14 protein-coding genes are annotated in these 15,441 nt (G+C 65.2%); all 14 read right to left on the reverse strand.

The genetic code is table 11. The features are described 5' to 3' along the window. Positions 1–189 precede the first annotated feature (189 nt). The 14 genes from AC13CR_RS14400 to AC13CR_RS14465 all read right to left on the reverse strand — a co-directional run bounded on the left by AC13CR_RS14400 (position 190) and on the right by AC13CR_RS14465 (position 15,120). The gene (locus AC13CR_RS14400; RefSeq protein WP_292956506.1) at positions 190–1,065 is read right to left on the reverse strand and encodes an ABC transporter permease; all 876 of its coding nucleotides are present in this window, start codon (positions 1,063–1,065) and stop codon (positions 190–192) included. A 90-nt stretch (positions 1,066–1,155) separates the two neighbouring features. Further along, positions 1,156–2,508: an ABC transporter substrate-binding protein gene (locus AC13CR_RS14405; protein WP_446236183.1), complete on the reverse strand. Its 1,353-nt coding sequence runs from the start codon at positions 2,506–2,508 to the stop codon at positions 1,156–1,158. 40 nt (positions 2,509–2,548) lie between these two features. Further along, positions 2,549–3,589, reverse strand: a complete 1,041-nt coding sequence (locus AC13CR_RS14410) for an ABC transporter ATP-binding protein (protein ID WP_292956512.1) — start codon at positions 3,587–3,589, stop codon at positions 2,549–2,551. Between the two features lie 113 nt (positions 3,590–3,702). Then, positions 3,703–5,124 (reverse strand): L-fucose/L-arabinose isomerase family protein, encoded by a 1,422-nt coding sequence (locus AC13CR_RS14415; protein WP_292956515.1) that lies wholly within the window; start codon positions 5,122–5,124, stop codon positions 3,703–3,705. After that, positions 5,124–5,861, reverse strand: coding sequence for a GntR family transcriptional regulator (locus AC13CR_RS14420; RefSeq protein WP_292956518.1), 738 nt, complete (start codon positions 5,859–5,861; stop codon positions 5,124–5,126). The genes AC13CR_RS14415 and AC13CR_RS14420 overlap by 1 nt, the downstream gene beginning before the upstream one ends. Before the next feature lie 49 nt (positions 5,862–5,910). Next, positions 5,911–7,383 (reverse strand): aldehyde dehydrogenase family protein, encoded by a 1,473-nt coding sequence (locus tag AC13CR_RS14425; RefSeq protein WP_446232958.1) that lies wholly within the window; start codon positions 7,381–7,383, stop codon positions 5,911–5,913. After that, the gene (locus AC13CR_RS14430) at positions 7,380–8,300 is read right to left on the reverse strand and encodes a tagatose 1,6-diphosphate aldolase (RefSeq protein ID WP_482900858.1); all 921 of its coding nucleotides are present in this window, start codon (positions 8,298–8,300) and stop codon (positions 7,380–7,382) included. Before AC13CR_RS14430 ends, AC13CR_RS14425 begins: the two co-directional genes overlap by 4 nt. Then, positions 8,297–9,328: a dihydroxyacetone kinase subunit DhaK gene (locus AC13CR_RS14435; RefSeq protein ID WP_292956527.1), complete on the reverse strand. Its 1,032-nt coding sequence runs from the start codon at positions 9,326–9,328 to the stop codon at positions 8,297–8,299. The genes AC13CR_RS14430 and AC13CR_RS14435 overlap by 4 nt, the downstream gene beginning before the upstream one ends. Beyond that, complete coding sequence (locus AC13CR_RS14440) at positions 9,325–9,870, reverse strand: DAK2 domain-containing protein (RefSeq protein WP_292956530.1); 546 nt, start codon at positions 9,868–9,870, stop codon at positions 9,325–9,327. Before AC13CR_RS14440 ends, AC13CR_RS14435 begins: the two co-directional genes overlap by 4 nt. After that, positions 9,867–10,703 carry a sugar phosphate isomerase/epimerase family protein gene (locus tag AC13CR_RS14445; protein ID WP_292978724.1) on the reverse strand — a complete coding sequence of 279 codons (837 nt, stop codon included), beginning with the start codon at positions 10,701–10,703 and terminating at the stop codon, positions 9,867–9,869. Before AC13CR_RS14445 ends, AC13CR_RS14440 begins: the two co-directional genes overlap by 4 nt. A gap of 50 nt (positions 10,704–10,753) precedes the next feature. Continuing rightward, positions 10,754–12,400, reverse strand: coding sequence for an AMP-binding protein (locus AC13CR_RS14450; RefSeq protein WP_292978722.1), 1,647 nt, complete (start codon positions 12,398–12,400; stop codon positions 10,754–10,756). Then, positions 12,393–12,776 carry a Zn-ribbon domain-containing OB-fold protein gene (locus tag AC13CR_RS14455; RefSeq protein WP_292978720.1) on the reverse strand — a complete coding sequence of 128 codons (384 nt, stop codon included), beginning with the start codon at positions 12,774–12,776 and terminating at the stop codon, positions 12,393–12,395. Before AC13CR_RS14455 ends, AC13CR_RS14450 begins: the two co-directional genes overlap by 8 nt. Further along, positions 12,773–13,945: a thiolase family protein gene (locus tag AC13CR_RS14460; RefSeq protein WP_292978718.1), complete on the reverse strand. Its 1,173-nt coding sequence runs from the start codon at positions 13,943–13,945 to the stop codon at positions 12,773–12,775. The genes AC13CR_RS14455 and AC13CR_RS14460 overlap by 4 nt, the downstream gene beginning before the upstream one ends. Positions 13,946–13,947: 2 nt before the next feature. After that, a complete protein-coding gene (locus AC13CR_RS14465) occupies positions 13,948–15,120 on the reverse strand; it encodes an MFS transporter (RefSeq protein WP_298857949.1) in 1,173 nt (390 codons plus the stop codon). Between the last annotated feature and the right edge of the window lie 321 nt (positions 15,121–15,441).

A 15,441-nucleotide genomic window follows, 5' to 3' on the forward strand; every position in this document is an offset into this window, starting at 1 on the left:
GCATTGTATTCTGACATGGCTCGTTTCCTTGTGCATGAGGCTCGGCACTCATGGTGCAACCCTCGTTCATCGTCTGCACACGATGGAGGCGAGCCAGGGACAGGGGCAAGCGTGAGGCTGCCAAGCGGTCATACCGTCTGGAACGGCGACAGGCGAGATGCCAGGCTTTCGGTGCTTCTGCGGGCCATGTCAGTTCCGTCCCATCCGTTTTTCGAACCGTCGATACGCCGCGAGATAGCCGAACAGGATCACCCCGGCGATCAGCCCGATCGACACCACCGTCGCCATCCCCTGCAGCTGCAGCGTATAGTCGGCGTCGTTGAAATAGCGCCAGGCCACCACCGGAAGCGTATCGGGAAAGCCGCCGCCCAGGATGAACGGCGCCTCGAACGCGCCCACGTTGAAGGCAAAGCAGATCAGCGTGGACGACACGATGCCGGGCAGGATCTGCGGCAGGGTCACCCGGAAGAAGATGGTGCGTCGCTTCGCACCCAGGATCGCCGCGGCCTCTTCGGTTTCGCGGCCGATGCCAAGCAGCACCGCATAGATCGCAAGGGTGATGAAGGGCAGCTGTTTCCAGACATAGACGGCGATGATGCCCCAGCCATAATGGGTCTTGAGGATCTGCGGAAACTGGCCCGGATCGTCGATCAGCCCGAACAGCGCCGCAAAGCGCGACAGCACGCCGCCATTGCCGAGCATCAGCACCGCCAGCGCGATCCCGACCGTGTAGGGGATCATCAGCGGCAGCTTGTAGAGATACTTGTAGAGGGTCTTTCCGGGAAAGGTCTTGATAAGCGCCAGCGCAAGAAGGATGCCGCCCACGAGCGCAAGAAAGGTCGACACCGTGGCGTAATACATGGTCAGCCCCAGAGACTGCCAGAAGGACGGCGACGACCACAGCGCCCGGAAATAAGACAGGTCGGGAAAGGTGTTGACGCCGAACCAGGGCGCATAGCCAAGCGACTGCACGATTGCCAGAACCAGCGCACCGCCGAACAGCAGGAAAAGGACCACCATGATCGGCGTCATCTGCAGGGCAAGAAACAGCCGTTCACGCCGCATGCTGCGCCTTCTTCTGATGTGCCTGTTCATCGGCGCCCTCGTATCGGGATGTCGTGCCGCCGCCGGGAATGGCCCGGCGGCGGCATGCGGTCACTTCGACAGATTGCCGGCGGCGCGGGTGACGATATCGGCGATCGGTGCCTGGCTGTCGCGTTCGATATATTCCAGCCAGGTCGCCTCGATCACATCGACCAGGGTGGCATTGGTATCGGGCGTCACGTTCGCGTCCAGTTCCTTTTGCGTCACGCCCACGGTGCCGGGCGACGCCTCGGCCAGGGCTGCGGCCTGTTCATCGGACAGTTTCCAGCCGTCGATGCCCGCCGGCATTCCCGCGAATTGCAGCTTCGAGGTCTGCGCCTCGGGCGAGGTCATGTAATTGACGAAGACCATCGCCGCCGCCGGGTTGGGCGTGTTGCTGGGCACCGCGAGATAGTTCTTGTTCTTGATCATCCCGCCTTCGGGAAAGATCATCTGTTCGGCCGCTTCGGGATAGGTGCCGGTGGACAGGCCGACGGCGACGGCATAGAGGCCGAACTTGCAGTTGAAGTTGACTTCGCCGTTCAGGAACAATCCGTTCAGCGACGCCGCATCCTCGGGATACCGGGGCCGGCCGCTTTCGCCGCCCAGCAGCAGCGGTTGAAGATTCTTGAGGAATTTCATGCCAGGCTCGATCAGGCGCGCCAGTTCCTCGGCCCCCAGTTCGTCAAGCGATTGCTGGAATGGCTCGGCGCCGTTACCATCGGGGTTGAACGCATAGACCACCGATTGAACGAAAGTGTTGCCCTCATAATCTGGCGGCTTGGTATAGATGAACTTGCCCGGGTTGCCCTCAAGATAGGTGCGCAGCGCCTCGAACGTCCAGGGGCGATCTGCCTCGGAAACTTGGTCGGCGTTGACGGCACAGACATATTGTTCGCCGGACCAGGGCATCTCCTTGCCCTCGGTCGGAACGCCGAAATCGCGCAGGTTCAACAGCGACCGGGGATCGCTTTCGTCCCATTCGATGAACTCGGCATTCGGCAGTTTCCGGGCAAAGGCGCCGAACAGCGCGTCCCGACGCTTCAGCGTGCTGAAATTCTCGCCGTTCAGCCAGATCGCATCGACGCTGCCCGCGCCGGCCATCTTGCCGGCGTTCTTCTCGGCCAGAACCAGATCGACCGCATCCTTGGTGCCGGTGATCCGAACGGCGTTCAGCGTGATGCCTTCGCCGGCCATTGCCGGGGCCACGACGCTGTCCATCCAGACATTCAGATTGTCGTTGCCGCCCCAGTAATACAGGTTGACCTGGCCTTCCTCGCGGGCGCGGGCCTGGACTTCCTCCCAGCTCAGATCGCCGGCAAGAAAGCTTTTCTGGAATGCTTCGCCTTCGGGGTCGATGGCCATGGCCGCCCCCCCCGTCAGCACCAACCCGGCCGTCAGGCCGGTCAACAGTAAGTGACGCATCTTCCTCTCCTCCCAAAAAGAATTCCGCTGGATGCCGTTTCTAGCCGGCCATCAGCCAGACCCGCTCGGCCGGAATATCCAGCCGGACTTCCATGCCGACATCCAGCAGCCTTCGCGATTGTTCGTTCACGATGATCCGCTCGGCGCCGCATTCGACCACGTAATTCACCGTGGCCCCGAAGAAATCCCGTGCCGCGATCCGGCCGGCCACCATGTCGTCGCCGCCTTCGACATTGGCGGGATGAATGTCGATGCCCTCGTTGCGCAGCATGGCGTGAACGCGGCTGCCATCGGCCATCCCCGGTTGCGCGACCACGCTGAGCGTGCCAAAGCCCGTCTTTACCGCGTCCGTGCCGGTCATGGTGCCGGGAAAGATGTTCGACGCGCCCATGAAATCGGCGACGTCCACCGATACCGGTTGCCGGTAAAGATCCTCGGGCGGGCCGAACTGCGCCAGATGGCCGTTGAAAATCACCGCAATCCGGTCGGCCAGTTCCATCGCCTCGACCTGATCATGGGTCACGAAGATCGTGGTGATTCCCAGTCGCTGCTGCAGGGTTCGGATGAACCGGCGCATTTCGCCGCGCAGCTTGGTGTCCAGGTTTGCCAGGGGTTCGTCCATCATCAGCACGGAAGGTTTGGTGATCAGCGTCCGCGCGATCGCGACCCGCTGCATCTGCCCGCCGGACAATTGCGCCGGAAAGCGTTGCCGGAACGGGCCCAGTTGAACCACGTCGATGATCTCGTCCAGGCGATCGCTGATCTCGGATCTGGGTGTTCCGCGCACCGACAGGCCGAAGGCGATATTCTTTTCCACAGTCATATGCGGAAACAGCGCATAGCGTTGAAACACCATGCCGACATTGCGGTCCTGCACCCGCAAATCCGAAACATCGCGATCGTCGAAATGGATTTCGCCGGTGGTCGGATTTTCCAGTCCGGCGATCATCCGCAACGTCGTCGTCTTGCCGCAACCGGATGGACCCAGCAGCGCGACCAGCTCTCCGGACCGGATATCCAGATCGATATTCTCGATCGCGGTGAACCCGCCGAACCGCTTGCTGATGGACCTGAGCTGCACTTGTGTCACGTCGTCTGACCCCCGTCCGGACCAAAATTGCTGCGGTCAAATTTGTAGATACAAATTTATGCGGTAAGCGCCCGATCTGTCAACGGATATCTGTGCGATCGCGCCTATCGATCGGCCAGTCCCGCATGGGGCGCAATCAGCGCCAGCCGCTTCATGCCGGACCAGCCGCCGAATTCTTCGAACGCATCGCGCCAGCGGCCGGGCACCATGACGAAATGATGTTCCAGCCCGTGTTCCATCACGCTGGTCACGACGGATGCGGCGCTTGCCCCGCCCGAGCGGTCCGAAAAGTTGCTGACCCAGCCCCGACATCCGGTGAAGCCGCTTTCCTCGGCGCGGACGACATCGCCCTCGATGGCGAAGAACGCATCGCCATCGCGCGCGAGGCGCAGAACCGTCTGCGGCCCTTCGCCGAACTCGAAGTCGGCTATCGCGCCAAATCTCGGCCCCTCGGCGGTGCCGCGTCCGATCATCGGGTGGTTGATCCATGCTGCGCGATCCCGCGCCATGTATAGCGGTCCGCCCCCGCCATGCCACATCAGGATCCGGTCGCGGTCCATCTGCGGCGAGGTCATGTCCAACAGGCAGCCGACCCGCCCGGTCATCTCCCGGACCGCCATCTGCGTCACCGCGCCCATCACGTCCCCTTCCGAGGCGACGGGCAGGTTGTCCTGTTCCTCGATCCAGCTGAACGCCGCACCCGGATGCATTCCCGGGGCTTGTTGCAATGCGGGCCAGTCCGAAACCGCCAGCGCGTCAAATCCGTGATCGCCCGCGATCGCGCGCAGCGCCAGCGCCGCCCGTGCCGTCAGCGCCATCTGGTCGTCGGACACGCCGCGAATCTCGGCCGCGGCTGCCATGTCAGCCACCTCCGCGCCGACTTCTGCGGCATCGGCGGCATCCATCCGCCCGGTCATCTCGTGCATGTCGACATGCGCGAACGCCACACCAAGCGCCGACATCAGCCCGGCCTGCGACACATCCATGTTGTAGAATGTCGGCGCCAGCCCGCCGACAAGCCCGACATGCGAGCCCTTCAGTCCGTGAGCCGTCCTGACCGCCATCAGGGTCTGCCGCAGCCGGGCCCGAAGTGCCGCGTCCGAGGGGGCGCCGAAATACCACTGCACCGGGGCATGGCGCAGATCACGCACCCCACGGGCAATCGACATCGTCATGTTCAGCGACACGAAACTGTTCAGCTGGATATCGCCTTCGTGGCTCGGTTCGGGCGTGGCCCAGACGCCCATGGGAAGATCCGATGCCGCGATCTGGCGCGCGACATCGCCCATGGTGAACCCGCCATGCAGCAACAGGATGAATCCCGCGCCTTCGGCACGGCAATGATCGACCGCCTGCTGCGCCGCGCGGGCGTCCATCGGCAGGTCCGGGGCACTGACCAGGCCGATGCCCAGATCGGCGGTCAGATCGGCCAGCATCTTCTCGGCTGCTTCAAAGACACCGTGTCGCCGGGGGAAATAGCTGGGCAGGGAAGCGTTGATCAGGCCGATGCGAAACCGGACGTTCATCATTCGGACCTTTCCCGCCGCGACGCGCCGACCAGTTCGTAGGTGATCGGGGAATCGCGATATACTTCGTCATAGAAAACCGGCGCGCCGCTGTCGTCCAGGGCCGAACATGCCTGCGCCAGGATCGGCGTGTTCGGGGCCAGGCCCAACAGCCTGGCCACTTCGTCCGAGGCCAGCTGGGGGCGGATCGTCTCGCATGCGCTGCCCCATTCCAGGCCGAAGCGCCGGACCAGGATCCGCAGGATCGACTGGTTCGGCCCATCCTCGGGGAAATCCGCATCGGACAAATCCGGCACCAGGCGGGTCGGCACCCAGGTGTTCACAAGCATCCGCGGTTGCCCGTCCACCATGCGCAGCCGCTGGATCCGGACGACCGGCTCGTCGAACAGGGCCTGCACCGTCGCGGGCGCGTCGCCGTCGAAGCGGTCGATCCCGATCAGTCGCGCACCCGGCACGCGGCCGCTTTTCAGGATCGCATCGGTAAACGAGATCAGGCAGGTCGTCGATGGCGGCGACAGGGTGCTGACCGTGTAGCCGCTGCCTTGCCGTGAAATCAGGTAACCCGCGCTGACCAACATCTCGAGCGAGCGGCGCACCGTCACCCGACTGACACCGAATGATTTCGCAAGCGCTTCTTCCGAGGGCAACCGTGTGCCGACCGAATACAGCCCCTGCTTCAACCGTGCCAGTATCTCTTCGTGGATGGTCTGATATCGCGGCACATTCTGCTCGGCCATGTGTCATCCTCTCCTTGCGATGGCAGCACTTTCCGTTGCACCGTCGCGGCTACACGCCTTGCCAAACCGATTTCGTCTGGCTGTAAAGCGCCAGTGCGTCGCGCCCCATCTCGCGGCCATATCCGCTTTGGCCCATGCCGCCAAAGGGTGAGGCCGCGTCGGTATCGCCCCAGCAATTGATCCAGACCGTTCCGGCATGCAGGCCCGCGCCCATTCTTGCCACACGTCCAGCGTCCCGCGTCCAGCAACCCGCCGCAAGGCCATATTCGGTATCGTTCGCACGGGCCAGCACCTCGTCCTCGTCATCGAAGGTCAGGACAGACAGGACCGGGCCAAAGATTTCCTCGCGCGCAATGCGCATATCGTCGCGAACCCCGGTCAGGATCGTGGGCTGCACGAACCATCCGGCGTCGCCCCGCCGCGCGCCACCGGCCACGCATTCGGCGCCGGCATCGCGCCCATCGGCGATATAGCCCAGAACCTTGTCCATCTGCGGACGCGAAATCACCGGTCCAAGATCGTGGCCCCTGGCATCCATCCCCGGCCCGATCGACAGCCCGTCAGCCAGCTTGCGCAGCCCCTCCAGCACCCGATCATGCAGGCTGCGATGCACGAACAGCCGGGCGCCGGCGGTGCAGGATTGACCGTTATTGCCGAAAAGGGCCCAGAACGCGCCCGGGATCGCAAGTTCCAGATCCGCGTCGGCGAAGATGATGTTGGCGGCCTTGCCACCCAGTTCAAGCGAGACCTTCTTGAGGTTCCCTGCCGAAGCCCTGACGATCTCGCGCCCGGTTGCCGTCGATCCCGTAAACCCGATCTTGTCGACGCCGGGATGTGACGCAAGCGCGGCGCCGGCATCGCGGCCCGATCCCGGAACGACGTTCAGCACACCGGGCGGAAACCCGACCTCCAGTGCCAGATCGGCCAGATACAGGGCGCTGAGCGGGGTTTGTTCGGCGGGCTTCAACACGATGGTGTTGCCCGCCGCCAGGGCCGGGGCCAGCTTCCACGCGACCATCAGCGTCGGGTAGTTCCAAGGTGTGATCAGCCCGCAGACGCCCATCGGCTCGATCCGCGTGTGGTTCCGGCGACTGGGGGTGGATACGGGGATCGTGGCGCCTTCGATCTTGTCGGGCCAGCCCGCGAAATAGCGGAAATGCCGCGCCGACCAGACCGCGTCGACATCGCGCGCGATCGCGAAGGGCTTGCCATTGTCCAGCGCGTCAAGCTGACCGAAGACATCCTTGCGCTCCTCGATCGCGTCGGCCAGTTTCCAGATCAGCCGCCCGCGATCATGCGGCGTCAGTCGCGTCCACGGCCCTCCAAGCGCGGCGCGCGCGGCAGCCACCGCCATGTCGATCTGCGCGGGCTCCGCCGACGCGATCCGGCACAAGACCGCCCCGCTTGACGGGTCGAACACATCAAGTTCGGACGAGCCCGCGACCTCGGCCCCGTCGATACGCAGGGGTTGAACGCGCGACAGGAAGGTCCGGACCGCGGGAAGGCGGGGGATCAGGTTCATGCGACTGCCTCGGAGAGGCGTGCCAGACGACGGCGACCTTCATCGGCAAGCCAGGCTTCGGCGGCGGTGGGTCCGTCATTGCCGAAGATGGCGATGGCGTCGTTCCAGATCGCGCGACCGCACATGAAACCGGCGAATCCCGCGCCCGTTTCGACAGCCAGCTTCAGCGAGGATTCGAACCGTTCGAACGTGACCCCTGCGGACAGATACAAAAGCGGAATGTCCCCGGCGGCCTCGGCGGCGTGGCGCAGGGCGGCGGCGGCCTCGGGGCGGGTCATCGTCGGGGTGCCGAAACCCTCGACATGGGACAGGTTCAGCGGAATCTGGACCTTGAGGATATCGATCCCGAATTCCGGCGCGGCGAAAAGCCGGGTCGCCTCGGTCACGAGTCGGGGCTTCAGCCGGGCGAATTCCGCGCCGTCCTCGTCGGGCACGGCGCGGTCATAGACGATCGGCTCGAACAGGAAGGTGATGCCGTGTTCGCGGCATTCCGCGCCGATCCGGCGCACCCGTTCGAATTTCTGCGCATTGATCGGGGTCGGGTCGTTGGGGGCAAAATACAGAAAGAACTTCAGCACCCGGACCCCCAGCCCCGGATAATCCGCGATCCTGAGGTCTTCGGGCAGAACCGTCATCCGGTCCTCGTCCGCGATGCGATAGACATCGGCCTCGTAGGCCAGCATGCTTTCACAGCCCGGCGCGATCGAGGGCAGCAATTCGCGACCGTAATTCGCATCGACCAGCAAGGTGCTGGCCTCGGGGCTGAGCTGCTCGGCCACCAGTCGCTTGAACAGCAACAGGTCGCCTTTCCCGGCCTTGGCACCGCGTGCCTGGCGCAGCATCCGGGCCAGCCCGCTGCCCTGATCGACGGCAACTCCGCGGATCGGACGCATGCTCAGTGGTTCGGAACGGGTCACTGGCTTTTCTCCTTTTCAGCATGCCGGATGGACGGAAAGAACGGCGTATCCGAGGGCGCGGTCCACAGCCGCAGCATGTCGCCCGCAGGCTCGAGCAGCGAAATCGAAAAGCCGCCCATTTCCTGCGTCGTCACGAAGGATCCGATCATGGGCGCGACCGCCGCGATGCCGCGCGCGGCCAGCGCGTGTCGGGTCTCGTTCCAGACGGTCAGAAGCTCCATCAGCGTGGTGCCGCCCATGCCATTGACGATCACGGCGGCCTGTCCGCCTGACGCGATCGGGTAATCCCCCAGCAGCTTGTCGACGATCAGCGTGACAAGATCGCGCACCGGGCCGACCCCCGTCCGCCCGATCCCCGGTTCGCCATGCACCCCCATGCCCAGATAGATTTCGTCGTCGGGCAGGTCGAACATCGGCTGGCCGGTCAGCGGCGAGATGCCCGGCGACAGCGCCGCGGCCAGGGTCACGGTGCGCGCGCGGACGGCCCGGCCCAAGGTCATCAAATCGTCCAGCGGCATTCCTGCCTCGGCCGCGGCGCCGAGGATCTTGTAGATGAACATGGTGCCGGGGGCGCCGCGACGATCCTGGATGCGGTCGCGCGGTGCGGACGAGATGTCGTCATACATGGGCAGGGCGCGGACCCTCAGCCGCTCTTCCTCGGCCAGCATCACTGCCGCGCGGCCGTTGATCATGTCGCCGGAATGCTGCGAGATCAGAAGGATGCAGCCCGCCTTGCCCGATACCTCGCGGATGCCGTCAAGGATCAGATCGGCCGAGGGCGCGGCGAACACGTCGCCGACCACATTGGCATCCAGAAGGCCCGCCCCGACGAAGCCCATGGCAATCGGTTCGTGCCCCGAGCCATTGCCGATCAGCAGCGTCACCTTTCGATCGGGATCCTTGCGGCCCTTCGCCCGCACCACGATGCGGGGATCCTGATGGCCCCGGACGACCTGTTCGAAAGCCGACACATAGCCGTCGATCATGTCGTCGACGATGCTTTCCGCCGCGTTCATCAGCTTTTTCACAGCGCGCTTTCCTTGCCTGCCAGGGTTTCAAGGATGATCACGACCGACACCGCGCCGGGATCGACATGGCCGCGTCCGCCATTCTCGACATATTGCGCGCGGCCCCTGCGTGCGCTCAGGTCGCGGGTGCGGTCGCGACCGGCGACGGCGGCATCGACGGCATCCTGCACCGTGCCCTCCGCCAGCGCGTGCGCCGCCGGCGCCAGCGCGTCGATCATGCTCTTGTCGCCCGTGGTCACCTGACCCAGATCCTTGATCCGCTCGCAGGCGCGTTGCAGGCCCTCGCCCAACGCGGCGTTTTCGTTCAGATGCCGTTCGATCTCGATCAGGATCAGCCCGAACAACGTCCCCGATGCACCACCCGACGCCCGCATGAACGCCTTGGCCTGCGCGCCCCTGTCGGCCTGCGCCGCGCGGGTCAGGCCGCGCAGCATGGTCGCGCCATGATCGCCGTCTCCCAAGGCTGCATCCAGCCGGTTCAGCGCATCGGCATGGACCGCGATCCGGGCCTGAAGCGCCAAGAAGAATTCGGGCCCGGTCATCGCGCAAAGACCCGCTGCATGAAGTCCAGCGTCTGCCGCGCGGCCTCGGTCGGGTCGGGCTCGATCGCGCGCCAGACCTTCACATCCGCGCTGTTCGGGTTGGACGGCATCACGAACATTTCCGCGGTGATCCAGCCGTCATAGCCGATATCCGACAGCGCCGTGGCACAATGTTCAAAATCGAAATGACCCGAGCCCGGCACACCCCTGTCGTTGTCCGAGACATGAAAATGCACCAGGGCGTCGCCGGTGGCGCGGATCGCGGCGGCCGGATCCTTCTCCTCGATGTTCATGTGAAACGTATCCAGCAGAACGCCCACATGCGCGGCCCCGGTGGCGCGGGCAATCGCCGTGGCATCGGCGGCGGTGCTGGTCAGATCGGTTTCGAACCGGTTCACGGCCTCGATCCCCAGGGTCACGCCATTCTGCGCAAGCACCGGTTCGATCCGGGCCAGGGTCCGTGCCGATCGGTCGGCCCGATCCGAATCGCCCGGCGCAAAGACGCCCCATGGCGCGGCAACGACACCGGCCAGCGATCTTGCCCCCAGGGCAGCGGTGATTTCGACGGCCTCGGTCAGGACGGCAACGGCCCGTTCGCGCACGGCGACCTGCGGCGATGTCGGGTCAGCCTCGGCGCCCAGGCCGGTCGAACAGGTCAGGTCCAGCCCGCGTGCGGCGGCAGCCTTGCCGATGCCGCTGGCGCGGTCCATTCCGATCCCCAGCAACGAAAGCTCGACCCCGTCAAAGCCCAGATCGGCCGCGATGTCGAGAATCGGCAAGGGGTCGTCCTGCCACGCTTTCATCCACAATCCCGCATGAACGCCGAATTTCATCTGCCATCCCTCGCTTGCCTCTACATATTAGTAGATACAAATTAGTCAGGTCAATTACCTTCTGCCTGCCGCAGGGCCTTTCGGTTGATCTTGCCCGACGAGGTCATCGGGAATTCGTCCACATAGTCGATCTCTCGTGGCGCCTTGTAGGATGCGAGCTTGTTGCGGACATGGGCGCGCAATTCCTCGGTCAGCGACGCATCGCCGATGAATCCCGAGGCCAGACGCACGAAGGCCTTGACGATCGTGCCACGCTGGGCATCCGGCTTGCCGATCACGCCGGCTTCGGCCACGGCGGGGTGTGACAGCAGGCATTCCTCGATCTCGGTCGGGCCGATGCGGAATCCCGACGATTTGATCAGGTCGTCCGACCGGCCCTTGTACCAGAAATACCCGTCCGCATCGCGCACCGCCAGATCATGGGTGCGCAGCCAGTCGCCCAGCCGCAATTCGGCCTCTTTGCCGGCATTGTTCAGATAGCCAAGAAATCGCGTCGGCGATGTCGCAGGCGTCACGATTTCGCCCGGCTCTCCGTCCGCCACCTCGATTCCTTCGGCATCGACCAGCCGCACGTCGTGGCCGGGATAGGCCACGCCCATGGATCCGGGTCTTCGCGGATAAAGCCGCGAACAATTGCCGATCAGATGGTTCACCTCGGTCATGCCGTAGAACTCGTTGCAGACCACGCCCAGCCTGTCCTCGGCCCAGACGAGGGTATCCGCCGCCAGGGCCTCGCCCCCGGTGCAGATCACCCGCAGCGACAGATCATGGCTGTCGCGCGGCTGGGCCGTCTGCGCCAGACGCTTGACCGCCGTGGGCGCCAGGAAGACATGCGTCACCTTGTGGCGGGCCATGAATTCATAGGCCCATTCTGCCGTGAAGCGCGCTTCCGAGGTGACGATCGGCCGCCCGGCCAGCCATGCGGGCATCATCATGTCCAGCAAGCCGCCGACCCATGCCCAATCCGAGGGCGACCAGAACACCGCGTCCGCGTCCTGCAACGACAGGTTGTAGAACAGGTTGATCGAGGGGCGATAGGCGGCCAGGATCCGGTGCCCGTGCAGGATGCCCTTGGGCATCCCGGTCGACCCCGACGTATACATCAGCAAGGCGGGATCATCGGGCCCGGTATAGTCCGGTTCGAATCCGGGCGGGGCGGCGCTGTCCAGAATGGCCCGCAGATCGGGCTCCGTCCCCGCGCTTTCGGAGACGAGGATATCGGTCAGATACCCGAACCGCCCTGCTTCGTCCCGCAGGTTGGCCCAGGCGGCTTCGGTGGTCAGAAGACAGCGCGCCTCGCAATCATTCAGCGCATGGGCCAGGGCATCCGACCCGTAAAGCTGCGACAGCGTCACCGCCGTTCCGCCCAGCTTGCACACGGCCATATGCCCGATGGCCGTTTCGGGGCGCATCCCGGTATGAAGACCGACCAGATCGCCGCGGCCATAACCCAGTCCTCGCAGATGCGCGGCAAGGGTCGTTGCGGCCGCGTCGATCTGGGCGAAGCTCCAGGTTTCAAGGCGGCCGTCCGGCCGTTCGAACAGCATGGCCGGCCTGTCCGCGCCCTCCGGTCCCAGCTGCCGGCCCAGCGTCATGGAAAAGATGTTTGCATCCGCCGGAATGTCGATCGTCACGGCCTCGCCGTCACGGCGCAGCCCGATCTCGGCAAGTTGCGCCTCTGTCCAGGTCTCAAGCATGGTCCGTCTCCCGTTCATTCAGCCGCAGCCAAAGGCCGGGCCGAGGCCCGTTCGGCGCCATCAGCTGTCCCGTTTCGCCCCTTGCCTCGGGATTGCCCAGGGCGACCGTCGTCGTGCCATCCGCACCCTCGAACCGCGCCAGCGCAAAGGCCGCCGCCAGGGCGTCGGTGCGCAGAACCACGCGGGCGCGACCAGACAGACGCGCCCAGTCATGCGCCTCTGCACCGCACTCCGCGCAAACCAGCCGCGGCGGAAAGCTGATCCGTCCGCATCCCTTGCAACGCGACGCCAGGGCGACGCCGGCACGCAATGCGTCGAAATACGGGGCCATCCCGCCCTCGGGCAGCGTGTAGTCCAGGGCTATCGAAAATCTCATTCCACGCCTCCCAGAATGGTCACGGCGCACAAGGTCGCGATGCCGCCATGGGTATCGGCCAGCGCGAAACGCGGGGTAATCCGCGGCCCGAGACCCGCATAGCGCCCCTCCAGCTGGTGCGCGCAGGACACGATTTGCGCCACGCCGGTCGCGCCCACCGGCGCCCCCTGCCCAAGCAGGCCGCCCGACAGATTGGTCGGCACCGTGCCCGTCGCGTCGAACACGCCGCGTCGTTCTGCGGCAACGACGTCATCCGCCAGGCCCAACGCCTCCAGCGCTTGCAGCTGCGCGCCGGAATAGCTGTCATAGACCTCGGCCAGCCCGATCTGCGCCGGTGTGATCCCGGCGTGCGAATAGGCCTGCTGAGCGGCCAGGCGCTTGGCGGCGAATGTGCCCGGATCGGCGCGTTCGGCCAGGCGAACCCGGTCATTGGCCGAACCCATGCCGACGAGCCGGGCGCGGCCCTTGCCGGTTCCCGGCAGGTTGCCGGGCTGAGACAGGATCACGCAGGCTGCCCCATCGCTGAGGGGAGAGCAGTCCAGCCGCCGATAGGGCGCGGCGATCATCGTCGATGCCGCGACATCCTCCGGCGCGATGTCCAGCGGCAGATGCGCATTGGGATTGTGCCGCGCATTCTGCCTGTTTCGCACCGCGACGCGGGCAAAATCGCTGACGGTTGCATCCGTGCGGCGCATGAAGGCCAGGGCCGACATGGCATAGATCGAGGTTGAATCGATCCCCGTCATGCCGTCTGTCCAGGCGTCGAAGGACAGAGAATAAAGCGCGGCGACATCCGCGCCCGAAAGATGGGCGGCCGCAGGCTCCAATCCCAGCACGGCCACGCGCCGCGCCTGACCCGAGGAGACCAGCGCCGCCCCGGCCTGGACAGCAACCTGGCCCGACGCGCCGCCGCCCTCTGCCCGCATCACGCGGATACCGAAAAGACCCAGCTCATCCGCCAAGAGGCTGGCGGGGTTCAGTTGCAGGGTAAGGAAATCGCTTTCCGAGGCGACGATCAGCGCGTCGATATCGCGGCGCTGCAGGCCCGCATCGCGCAGGGCCGCCGCGAAAGCCTGCCGCGCCCAGTCGCGAAAGCTGCTGCCATCCTTGCGGCGACCGAACCGGGTCAGCGCCCCGCCTGCGACCACCATGCCGATTTCGTTTGCCATCGTCACCGCTCTGCCCGTCGCGGAAGCGGGAACAACAGCAGGACACCGACCAGATTCATCGCCAGCAACAGCCACGCCAGAACCTGAAAGCCCGCCCCTTGCCATACGACCCCGCCGGCCGCCGGTCCAAGCGCCATCATCACCAGCCCGATCATGGCGATCAGGCCCAGATCGCGGCCCAGTCTGAACGGCGGCACATGGTTCCGCGTCAGAACCGGCCGCAGAATCGTATGCATCCCGTAGCCCGCCCCCTGAAGAAGCAGGATCGGCAGGATGGTTGTCGCCTGATAGGGTACGACGAGCAGCGCGAGCGGCGGCAACAGCATCACGCCAAAAACGCTGCGCGCCAGCAGAACAGGATCGAAAAGCCGGATCAGTGGCGCGCAGACCAGCCGTCCGAAAATCTGCGCAGGGCCCAGCAGCGCCGGAAGGATCAGCGCGAAATCGGCGGTTTCGGGCAGTTTTCGCAGATGCAGGGGCAGGATGAACAGCAGGGCCGCGTGGCTGAACATCAGCGTGGCGAAGGACAGCCCGATCAGCAGCACCGTCGGCGAGGCGCGACCGCGGGGCATGTCATGGCGCGACCGGTCCGCCGGGCGGGCCGCGCCTTCGGACGGTATCAGCACCGCCGCAGCCAGGACCAGGGCCGCAGCGGCAAGCATTACCGCGCGCCAGTCCGTGACTTGCAGCAGCCACCCCACCATCGGGAAGGTCAGAAGCGTGGCGAACCCGGCCACCAGGGTCACGGTCGCGACCGGACTGGCTGCGGAGGCGCCGAACCGACGCAGCAGGATGGCGAAGCACGGATCATAGAGGGTGGCTGCCATCGACGCCCCCAGCAGCACCATCAGCGGGGCAAAAACGGCAAGCGTCTGTGCTTGCGACATGGCCACGAGCAGGCTGGCACCGACCAGCGCTCCGCAGCGCATCGCCACTATTCCATGACCGATGTCGATCGTCCGACCCACCAGCGGCGAGGAAAACGCCCAGAGCAGGAAACCGGCCGTATAGGACGCGGTGAGGATGCTTGCCGACCACCCCGTCTCGGCCAGGATACGCCCCGTCAGTGCTGGAAAAAGGTAGTACAGCCCCGACCACAGCATCAGCTGCGCGACCGCATGACGCCCGACCAGACTGGCCCGTCCCCGCGTCAATGCGGGCTCGATCCGGGCCATGGCCTTGGATGGTGGAAGGGACACGCCAGCTCCGGAAAATTTGTTAATACAAATTATCTAAGACATTTGACGTGAGAAGGCAAGAATGGATCGCGTCGGTGCCGCCTTCAAGCAGGCGCGCGCAAGCGGGCTCCGGCGATGCTGAGGTCCCTGTCGAGGCCCTGTCGCCCAAGCGCATTCCCGGCAGTTCGCGGTGCTGCGGCGGCATCGGATCGCTGGCGCTACCGGCCGTCCCTGCTGCGAAGTTCCGCGTCCTTGCCGTGGCCTGACAGGCCACGGTATCGGCGCGTTCTTCATCGCCGTGACGGATGAGCCGCAGGG

The sequence above is a fragment of the Paracoccus sp. L-17 genome, assembly GCF_056857655.1.

What these genes read in the sequence shown, in the direction of transcription:
- AC13CR_RS14400 (WP_292956506.1), bottom strand. Translation starts at nt 1,065, where the DNA reads ATGCGGCGTGAACGGCTGTTTCTTGCCCTGCAGATGACGCCGATCATG.
- AC13CR_RS14415 (WP_292956515.1), bottom strand. Translation starts at nt 5,124, where the DNA reads ATGAACGTCCGGTTTCGCATCGGCCTGATCAACGCTTCCCTGCCCAGC.
- AC13CR_RS14450 (WP_292978722.1), bottom strand. Translation starts at nt 12,400, where the DNA reads ATGCTTGAGACCTGGACAGAGGCGCAACTTGCCGAGATCGGGCTGCGC.
- AC13CR_RS14425 (WP_446232958.1), bottom strand. Translation starts at nt 7,383, where the DNA reads ATGAACCTGATCCCCCGCCTTCCCGCGGTCCGGACCTTCCTGTCGCGC.
- AC13CR_RS14420 (WP_292956518.1), bottom strand. Translation starts at nt 5,861, where the DNA reads ATGGCCGAGCAGAATGTGCCGCGATATCAGACCATCCACGAAGAGATA.
- AC13CR_RS14465 (WP_298857949.1), bottom strand. Translation starts at nt 15,120, where the DNA reads ATGGCCCGGATCGAGCCCGCATTGACGCGGGGACGGGCCAGTCTGGTC.
- AC13CR_RS14460 (WP_292978718.1), bottom strand. Translation starts at nt 13,945, where the DNA reads ATGGCAAACGAAATCGGCATGGTGGTCGCAGGCGGGGCGCTGACCCGG.
- AC13CR_RS14405 (WP_446236183.1), bottom strand. Translation starts at nt 2,508, where the DNA reads ATGCGTCACTTACTGTTGACCGGCCTGACGGCCGGGTTGGTGCTGACG.
- AC13CR_RS14440 (WP_292956530.1), bottom strand. Translation starts at nt 9,870, where the DNA reads ATGACCGGGCCCGAATTCTTCTTGGCGCTTCAGGCCCGGATCGCGGTC.
- AC13CR_RS14455 (WP_292978720.1), bottom strand. Translation starts at nt 12,776, where the DNA reads ATGAGATTTTCGATAGCCCTGGACTACACGCTGCCCGAGGGCGGGATG.
- AC13CR_RS14445 (WP_292978724.1), bottom strand. Translation starts at nt 10,703, where the DNA reads ATGAAATTCGGCGTTCATGCGGGATTGTGGATGAAAGCGTGGCAGGAC.